Source organism: Limnochordia bacterium (genome assembly GCA_023230925.1).
In the GTDB taxonomy this organism is placed as follows: domain Bacteria; phylum Bacillota; class Limnochordia; order DUMW01; family DUMW01; genus JALNWK01.
The window spans coordinates 38,802-47,313 of sequence record JALNWK010000022.1 but is presented as its reverse complement, the minus strand read 5'-3'; the positions used below and the strand labels follow the sequence as shown (position 1 = coordinate 47,313).

Below are 8,512 nucleotides of genomic sequence, written 5' to 3'. Positions count from 1 at the left end.
GACTTCGTCTGGTGGATTGTCGAACCTGTTCAACAGACTCAATGAAGGTACCACTTTCTAGCACGTAAGGAACCGAGCCGACTTGGAGATGGAGCCTCTACCCGCTAATCGTTGACTCACTCGTGCTGGTCTGGTGGTTTGCCTTCTCAATATTGGTAATGTATAATACACGAAGTAGGGATCTTGTCTACTAGAATGCTGCTGGAGCTATGGATATGGGCAAAGTTGATGTGGCTATTGTTGGATGCAACTCTTTTTGTGAGCAATATCTGCCTTTGCTAGATAAAGAGTGTATAGAGTGCGCTGTCTATGATAGTTGGCAAGGGGTGCGTCATGCACCGTACCCGGCAGAGGTGATCGTATCAGAACCACCGGCTGTCAAGTCGGACCAGTTTAGACGTAGCTGGAAGAAACACTGGTTCCGCTTACCAGATCGTCCCCGGATTCTGCTGCTCATTCCAGAGGAAACTCCCGAGGTTATTGAACTAGTCCAGGATAACATTGTCGACTACTGCCTACATGAACCGATCAGTCCTGTTGTTTTGTGCAATCGCATCCTAAACCTAGCTTCCTTTCGGCATGCTCATCTGGCAGAGCAGAGCTTGGAGAACCGGTTACATGATTGTCTAAGCGAATGTGGTATCTCACCCCATCTTAAAGGATATGGCTATCTAGTTGCCGCTATTACCATAGGATGTAATGAACCGTCAGCGCTTAACAATATTGGGGGAATGTATGAATCCATCGCCCAAGGACGCGATGTAAAACCCTCTCAAGTGGAACGAGCGATTCGCTATGCTATCGAAAGTGCCTACACCAAGGGCAGTTTAACGATGTTAAATCAAATTGCTGCGACCGGTATGGACCCGGAAATCGGTCGTCCATCCAATTCTTCTTTCATCTCCTCTTTAGTCTCTCTGCTTGTGCGCAACTACTAAAAGACCTTTTCGTGTATAGATAAGCCCCCCGTTGCAGGATAATAACTAGTGGAATGGGAGGTACTTTACACGTGGAGGGCGCTTTAAAATCGTGAAACTTGTAGGAAAAGCCTATAAAGACGCAAAAACGAAGGATCTGATCCAAAGACTGCCTGCAAACTGCATTGCGGTGATTAAGCATGCAGATATTGATGAAGTATCTGCCAGTGCTTTGGTGCGCCGCACACCCAAGGCGGTGGTTAATTTTGCTCCCTCCTCAACCGGTACATATCCTAATGCTGGCCCGAGACGCTTAATTGACTCGAAGATTCCCCTGTACGATGTTTGTGTGTCTGCACCGGGTCTGTTCGATGAGATTCAGGAAGGTCACCTGATCACCATCATTGATGATGTACTAATGCAAAGTGGCAGACGGTTGGCCCGCATTCGTTGTCTCGATGATCATTTTGTAAACGAACGGGAACGGGAGGCTCAGTTGAACTTTGCTGGTCAGTTGGAGGCCTTTGTGGATAATACCTTAAAATACGCCCGCGTGGAGAAGCAGTTGGTGATCTCCCCGTTACCCCTCCCTCCATTGAAAGTACGAATTAAAGGAAAACCAGTGATTGTAGTTGTGCGGGGACGGGACTACCGAGAGGACTTGGCTGCCCTAGCGCCATTCATTCGGGAAATGAAACCGGTCCTGATTGGCGTGGATGGTGGTGCCGATGCGCTACTTGAGTTTGGCTACCGGCCGGACTTAATTGTTGGAGATATGGATAGTGTCAGTGATGGGGCCCTTAGTGGTAAAGCGCAGCTTTTGGTTCACGCTTATCCCGACGGAGGTGCCCCGGGACTTGCCAGAATAAAGAAACTGGGCCTTTCGGCACAGACCATTCCGGCGATTGGTACCAGTGAAGATCTGGCTCTCCTCTTAGCCCATCAAGAGGGTGCTGACCTTATTGTTGCGGTAGGTACCCACTCAAACATCATTGACTTTCTAGAAAAGGGCAGGCCCGGGATGGCCTCAACGTTGCTGGTCCGGATGAAGGTTGGTCCGATCCTCATCGATGCCAAGGGTGTGAACAAACTGTACAGTGGACCACCTCGGTTCTGGTATTCTTTGGGTGTGGTGTTTTCGGCATTGCTACCACTACTTGTCCTATGGATGCTTTTTGAACCATTGCGGCAGCTTACGCACATGTTCATGGTGCGTGTGCTGCTACTGTTTGGTAGGTGATCAGATGATTGTAGATTTTCGGTACCATGTGGCTACGCTAGTGGGGATTTTCATCAGTCTAGGGCTAGGGATACTGATTGGGATTCTCCTCACCGGAGATAAGGGAATGATTGATGAGCAGTTCCAGTTGACCGAGGAACTTCGGATTCAGCTAAAGGGTGTACGTGCCGAGAACTCCCTACTTAAGGAAGAGATGACCAAGTACCAAGAGAACCTGTCCGTTCTCGAGGATACTTTTTGGGAAGTCTCCGCGGCCTTGGTTGCCAACCGATTGCATGATCAGCGGATTGGTGTACTAACCCTTGGCAAAAGCCCCGCGTGGTCCAAAATTGAGAAAAGCATTGATGCTGCAGGTGGGAGGCTCACAACCTTGGTTGATGTTTCTGCAGAATGGTCCGCTAGCCCGGATGCGATGGCACAGGCAATATGTGATGCTTTATCCACGGGTAAGGGAAGTGAAGGGATACGGGTGAGTCGTTTTGCGGAAGCTTTCGATGTTTTGGTGGTACTCCTTAACTACGATACCAAGGAGAAGTCCCGCTGGCATAGTCTTCAGGGGGAACTGGCGAGGGCACTAAAAACGCTAGCGGTGCCGGTGGTGGTTGCATGTCCTTTGGGGTTTGATCCAGAGCATGTTGCTCTTTGGAGCGGCTACCCGGTCATATTCCTGGATGGGATTGATACTTTGCTAGGTCAATTGGCATTAGTTCATAGTCTGCAACAAGGACAGGGTGTGAGTATGGGTCTGGTGGATGCCGGTGGGGTGGCCAAGGAAATGCTCGCCGAGTTTTTGCTTGGCAATAGGTGAAGGCTATGCTAAAGGTATCGGTTATCATCCCGGCATACAATGCTGCATCCACCATTGCTGATGCTGTGCTTTGCGCACAAGGGGTGGGGGAAGTTGGGGAAGTGATCGTGGTTGATGACGGTTCGACAGACGAAACGGCCCAGATTGCGGATTCGCTGGGAGCGCGGGTGATCACTATGCCGGGAAACCAGGGCAAGGGCATGGCCATGGCAGAAGGGATCGGCCATGCGCAGTATCCTTACATATTGTTCATGGATGCAGACTTGAGGACTACGCCCCTAGAGTTGTTCAAGCTGCTTCGGCCGGTTCTTACCGGAGAGGCTGATGTTACAGTGGCCTGTCCCTTTCGGTCCCAAGGCGGAGGCTTTGGCTTGGTGGTTCGCTTGGCCGGTCTGGCTCCCCGGTTTGGAGCCATACCCCTACGTTATCCCCTATCCGGTCAGCGGGCGGGTCGCCGGGACATTTTCAAGCAAATGGACTATGCCCAAGGTTTTGGTGTTGAGACCAGTATGAATTTCCAGCTGGCCCGTTTAGGTGCTAGGGTACAGGAAGTAGATATGGAGTTTGGACACGATTTTACCCAGCGGGATGTAGCTGGATTTTATCATCGGGGAAAGCAATTCTGCCATGTTCTCCGGGCCTTGCTCAAGGAGATGCGGAGGGCCAAAACATGATGTGGGCTTTTGTGGTCACCTGGGGAATTAGCTTTTTAGTGAGCAACATGTTAGTTGGCCTTGCCCGGACCAAGGGTTTTTTCTCACGCAACTTCAAGGCGCGCTCTGTGCCTTTGGTGGGCGGCTTTGTCTTGATGCTATCGGTGGGTTTAGGTACAGTTGTTTTCTCCGGAGACTGGCGTGGAGCAGCTGTATTGCTTCTCATTGGTACCCTTGGTACAGTAGATGATCTCCTTGGGGATGCACAGTACCGGGGGTTTGCGGGCCACTTCCGCGCCTTAGGGCATGGTGTGATCACCTCAGGCATGTTAAAGGCCGTCCTTGGGTTCATCGTGGCTGGATCTTTGGCCTACACAGGAGCCCAGTCAGTCGCCGGTGTAATCCGAGACACCTTTTTATTTGCCCTGAGCATCAATTTTGTTAACCTCGTTGATTTACGTCCTGGTCGGGCGCTTAAGACATTTTTGCTAGTAGCCATCATTCCTTTGGGGTTAGGCCAACATAGGGAATTTTCGGGGCTGCTGCTTGGAGCTGCCCTCGGATGTCTACCTCATGATCTGGGGGGGGAACTAATGTTAGGGGATGGAGGGGCCAATTTACTCGGTGCAGGTCTTGGTTACTTACTGCTTGATCTCTCCAGTGGTGCGAAGACCTTTGGCTTAGTTGTGCTTGTAGCCTTGCATTATGTGGCTGAGCGGTATTCCCTGTCCCAGATTATTCAGCAAAATTCCCTCCTGCGGATGATAGATAACCTTGGACGAAGGGAGGACCTTCGTGAATAGTCAAGTTGCCCCAGTTTGCTTTTTTCTGTAGAATGAAGGAAGAGCAAATACAAGGAGTATCATTGCATGACCCTTCGGGAAAGAACTGACAAGATCGCGGCAATTCTACTACCTGGTGGACCGATGAGCCTTTTTCTCCCGGACTATGAACACCGCCAATCCCAGATTGAAATGGCCGGCTATGTAATGCGGGCCTTCATCCAGGATGAGATCGCCTTGCTGGAGGCCGGGACCGGTGTTGGGAAATCTATGGCTTATCTACTACCTGCTATCTCTTGGGCGCTGGAGCATGATGAGCGGGTGGTTATCTCCACCAACACGATCAACCTGCAGGAACAACTCTTGGAAAAGGATATTCCCCTGATTCAGCAGGCCTTAGGGTGGGACTTTGCTGCCGTAGTGGTGAAGGGCTGGAGCAATTACCTTTGCCGCTTGAAGGCCGGAGAACTACTGTTGCAGACCCAGCTGTTCTCCGACGATGAGGCAACACAGAAGGAAAAACTGCAGAAGTGGGTCCAAGACACCGATTCAGGCAGCAAGAGTGACTTAAGTTTCTATGTGAGTGAAGCCCTGTGGCAGGAGTTTGCCTGTGATGCCGATGATTGCTGGCGAAAAGACTGTCCCTTCTATGGGGATTGCTTTTTCTTCATGCATCGACGGGCCGCGGCTGCGGCCCAGCTCTTGATTACGAACCATCATCTACTGTGTGCAGATCTGGCGATTAAGCAGGAGGTGGCCGATGCCGGCATACTACCCAGCTACCAACGGGTGATTATTGATGAGGCGCACAATCTGGAAGATGTGGCCTGTGAATACTTGGGTAATAGTCTATCCTCCCTTGGTACTAAGCAGTTGCTAGGTAGGCTCTATCGGAGGAAAGACGGCAACGAACAGGGCCTACTCTCTGCCGTGCGAAAAACAGCACTTAGCGAAGGAATCGATGACTTGGCAAATGCTGTGGAGAGTAGATTACTGCCTGCTTACCGGGATCTAGAAGAGATCTCCCTTCGTTTCTTTGCCCAACTCGGTGCCCTAACACCCAAAGACAATGAAGGATATGGGATCCGACTCTGTGGGGATGGGCGGGGGCTGTGGGAGCAATGGCGTAAAGTGTCGGTTCCCGCATTAGAACAGCTTAGTGTGGCCGCTCGAGATATGGGCAACCGGCTCATTGAGACAGCGGAATATATTCAGGACGATGAACGTTGTACAAGCATCCACCATAGCCTAAATAGCCTCGGGAAACGGTGTACGAATCTCGGCCACACCGGGGATTTTTTTGCTACCTATCCTCACGATAATTTCGTGGCCTGGATTGAAAGAAAGGGAGCAACGGGTACAAATTTGACCCTAAACAGTGCTCCCATCAATGTGGGATCCTTTTTCCACGAACAGCTGTTTGCCCGTACTAGCACCGTTGTATTAACCTCAGCCACCCTAACCGTAAACGGAGATTTCTCCTTTCTGTGTGATCGGTTAGGCATTGGAGAGGGGGCAGATTCACTGTTACTAGAACGCCGGTTTACCTCCCAGCTAGCTTCCCCCTTCTTCTATAAAGAGCAGGTGCTGTTGGGTATCCCTGCGGATTTTCCCTCCCCCCAAGCAGGATCATATGATCAAGCCCTCCTCAAGCTTCTGATAGAGCTCCTTCCGGTTACCAAAGGAAGAACCTTCGTCCTATTTACATCCTATGCCGCCATGAAAAGACAGGCCCGTCTGCTGAAAGAGCATCTGCAGGGCTTTGTGATCCTAGTTCAAGGACAAGGGGAACGAAAGCAGTTAATCGAAGAGTTTAGAACAACCAGTAATGCAGTCTTGCTTGGCACCGATAGCTTTTGGGAAGGGGTGGACGTGCCCGGGGAGGATCTATCCTGTGTGGTTATCGCTAAACTCCCCTTTAGGCCCGTGAAAGACCCGATCACCGAGGCTAAGTGTGAGGATATTCGGAAAAGGGGCGGCAACGATTTCCTTGAATACATGTTGCCGTTAGCCGTGCTGAAAACACGGCAAGGCTTTGGCCGGTTAATCCGGAAGACTACTGATATGGGGGTTGTGCTCATTTGTGATGTGCGCATTCTCACCCGTCGGTATGGAACCGTCGTGCTGGGCTCCATGCCAGATTGTACCTTGGCTAAGGGATCAGTCCAGGAGATTCTCGCCGCGTGCACCGATTTTATTAGCTAGTAATAGCTTGTGGTATTCCCGCATAGATTTCTATCAGGAGGGGTCTTGCCATGAGCGTATTCTACCTACCCAAAGCGCACCGCAATCTACTTTTTATTGTTCTTGGCGTTGTGCTATTGGTAAACATCTATCTGGTGTCAAAAGAAGTAATTAGGCCAGTCATGGGATTATTGACCGGCAGGTTAGTACCCATCTATGGAGTGGATACACCGGAGAAGAAAATCAGCCTCACCTTTGATGCCACCTGGGGAAATGAGTATACCGAGGGTATTCTGACCACGTTACAACAGTATAACATCAAGAGCACCTTCTTTCTTTGTGGGTACTGGTTGGAGAAATACCCCACTGATGTGAAGAGAATCGCGGCCCTAGGTCATGAGATCGGCAACCACAGCTACACTCATCCCCATATGAATAGCCTTTCTAGGGCGCAGATAGTGGATGAACTGATGCTGACCCACGATCTGATCAAAGGTCTAACCGGACAAAGCTCCACGGTCTTCAGGCCCCCCTTTGGTGAATACAACAATACACTGATCGAGACCGCTGCTGAGCTTGGGTACTATACGATTCAGTGGTCGGTGGACTCATTGGATTGGAAGGATGTTACAGCAGATTACATCTACAACCGGATCATGGGCAGCGTCAAACCGGGGGATATCATTTTGATGCACAATAACGGCCGATTCACCGCTGATGTGATCAAACGATTGATCCCAGACCTTTTGGGCAAGGGGTATCAGTTTGTGTCGGTCTCTGAGCTGATCTACAAAGATAACTACATTATTGAACCCCACTCGGGTCTGCAAAGAACCAAGAAGCAAATACCCAGTAGGGAGGGAAGGTAAATGTCTCGGTTCCCTATTGTCTGTGTAAACATCCCTCAAAGTAAAGTCCGGATTTTGACGTGGATACTTGTGGGTGTTTTTGTGATCAGTCTTTCCCTTTGTGTCAAGGATCAGTTCATACGATATGTGCATGGGGTTCGACCGGGCGTACATATTTGTGGACAGGACATTGGTGGCTTACTAGAGGGGGAACTCCTACAGGTACTCCACGGAATCAAAGACGAAGTGGAAGTTGCTCCCGTAAACGCCCGCTACGATCCAGCCACGGGGCAGATAACCACTGAGATCTCGGGAGTATTAGCCGATGTTCCGGCCACCGCAAAGCGTGCCTTACAGGCTAAGACCGGTGAAGAGATCTCCTTCGTTATGCATCCGGTGCGCCCGGCGGTTACCTCAGATATGTTCTCCCCAATCTACCAAGTCAAGACCACTCAGCAGGTGATGAGCCTTGCGGTTAACGTAGACTGGGGTGAAGATGTGCTGCCTGAGATTCTCAGTTTCTTCAAAACCTATGGCGTCTACGCCACCTTCTTCTTAACCGGTACTTGGACGGAGAAGAACCCCGCGTTGGCCCGGGAAATTGTCAAGGCCGGGCATGAAATTGGTAGCCATGGGTACTGGCACGCGCCCCAGACCACACGGCTTTCCGATACCGATCTAATGGAGCTGATTGTACAGGCCGAAAGGGTGATCATGGAGCATGTAGGGTATAAGCCTCTCTTGTTTGCTCCCCCTGCAGGCGATGTGGATAAACGGGTTACAGCAATGGCGGCTTCCCTCGGATTCAGGACGATCATGTGGACCCTAGATACCATCGATTGGCAGAATCCATCGCCCCAAACCATCATCAACCGGGTGGTACCAAAGGCTAGTCCCGGGGCTATCGTTCTAATGCATCCTAGGCCCAACACCCTTGCGGCACTCCCTCAAATGATTGAACAGCTACAAGGGAAGGGGTATCGGTTGGTATCCATTGGTACAATGCTTAATCTCCAGTGATACAGTTCCCAGAGACAGGAGGAGGAAAAAGTAGTATATTAATCCTTGTAAGCTAGTAGT

Annotated in this window: 8 protein-coding genes; all 8 read left to right on the top strand. The window is 50.6% G+C overall.

What is annotated here, in order from left to right:
* Positions 1 to 215 precede the first annotated feature (215 nt).
* The 8 genes from M0Q40_06870 (at position 216) to M0Q40_06835 (ending at position 8,452) form a co-directional block, all read left to right on the top strand.
* Positions 216 to 938: a sporulation initiation factor Spo0A C-terminal domain-containing protein gene (locus M0Q40_06870; protein MCK9222332.1), complete on the top strand. Its 723-nt coding sequence runs from the start codon at positions 216 to 218 to the stop codon at positions 936 to 938.
* A gap of 91 nt (positions 939 to 1,029) precedes the next feature.
* Entirely contained in the window at positions 1,030 to 2,157 is a 1,128-nt protein-coding gene (gene steA, locus M0Q40_06865; GenBank protein ID MCK9222331.1) for a putative cytokinetic ring protein SteA, read from the top strand.
* A gap of 4 nt (positions 2,158 to 2,161) precedes the next feature.
* Complete coding sequence (locus tag M0Q40_06860; protein MCK9222330.1) at positions 2,162 to 2,965, top strand: copper transporter; 804 nt, start codon at positions 2,162 to 2,164, stop codon at positions 2,963 to 2,965.
* Positions 2,966 to 2,970: 5 nt separating this feature from the next.
* The gene (locus M0Q40_06855) at positions 2,971 to 3,639 is read left to right on the top strand and encodes a glycosyltransferase family 2 protein (GenBank protein MCK9222329.1); all 669 of its coding nucleotides are present in this window, start codon (positions 2,971 to 2,973) and stop codon (positions 3,637 to 3,639) included.
* Complete coding sequence (locus tag M0Q40_06850; protein ID MCK9222328.1) at positions 3,636 to 4,421, top strand: hypothetical protein; 786 nt, start codon at positions 3,636 to 3,638, stop codon at positions 4,419 to 4,421. The genes M0Q40_06855 and M0Q40_06850 overlap by 4 nt, the downstream gene beginning before the upstream one ends.
* A gap of 66 nt (positions 4,422 to 4,487) precedes the next feature.
* A complete protein-coding gene (locus tag M0Q40_06845; GenBank protein ID MCK9222327.1) occupies positions 4,488 to 6,605 on the top strand; it encodes a hypothetical protein in 2,118 nt (705 codons plus the stop codon).
* Between the two features lie 50 nt (positions 6,606 to 6,655).
* A complete protein-coding gene (locus tag M0Q40_06840; GenBank protein MCK9222326.1) occupies positions 6,656 to 7,453 on the top strand; it encodes a polysaccharide deacetylase family protein in 798 nt (265 codons plus the stop codon).
* Positions 7,454 to 8,452: a polysaccharide deacetylase family protein gene (locus M0Q40_06835; protein ID MCK9222325.1), complete on the top strand. Its 999-nt coding sequence runs from the start codon at positions 7,454 to 7,456 to the stop codon at positions 8,450 to 8,452. It begins immediately after the preceding gene.
* Positions 8,453 to 8,512 lie beyond the last annotated feature (60 nt).

Excerpts from the sequence above, each read along its gene's own strand:
- M0Q40_06845 (MCK9222327.1), top strand. The coding sequence starts at position 4,488 with ATGACCCTTCGGGAAAGAACTGACAAGATCGCGGCAATTCTACTACCT.
- M0Q40_06840 (MCK9222326.1), top strand. The coding sequence starts at position 6,656 with ATGAGCGTATTCTACCTACCCAAAGCGCACCGCAATCTACTTTTTATT.
- M0Q40_06855 (MCK9222329.1), top strand. The coding sequence starts at position 2,971 with ATGCTAAAGGTATCGGTTATCATCCCGGCATACAATGCTGCATCCACC.
- M0Q40_06850 (MCK9222328.1), top strand. The coding sequence starts at position 3,636 with ATGATGTGGGCTTTTGTGGTCACCTGGGGAATTAGCTTTTTAGTGAGC.
- M0Q40_06835 (MCK9222325.1), top strand. The coding sequence starts at position 7,454 with ATGTCTCGGTTCCCTATTGTCTGTGTAAACATCCCTCAAAGTAAAGTC.
- M0Q40_06860 (MCK9222330.1), top strand. The coding sequence starts at position 2,162 with ATGATTGTAGATTTTCGGTACCATGTGGCTACGCTAGTGGGGATTTTC.
- M0Q40_06870 (MCK9222332.1), top strand. The coding sequence starts at position 216 with ATGGGCAAAGTTGATGTGGCTATTGTTGGATGCAACTCTTTTTGTGAG.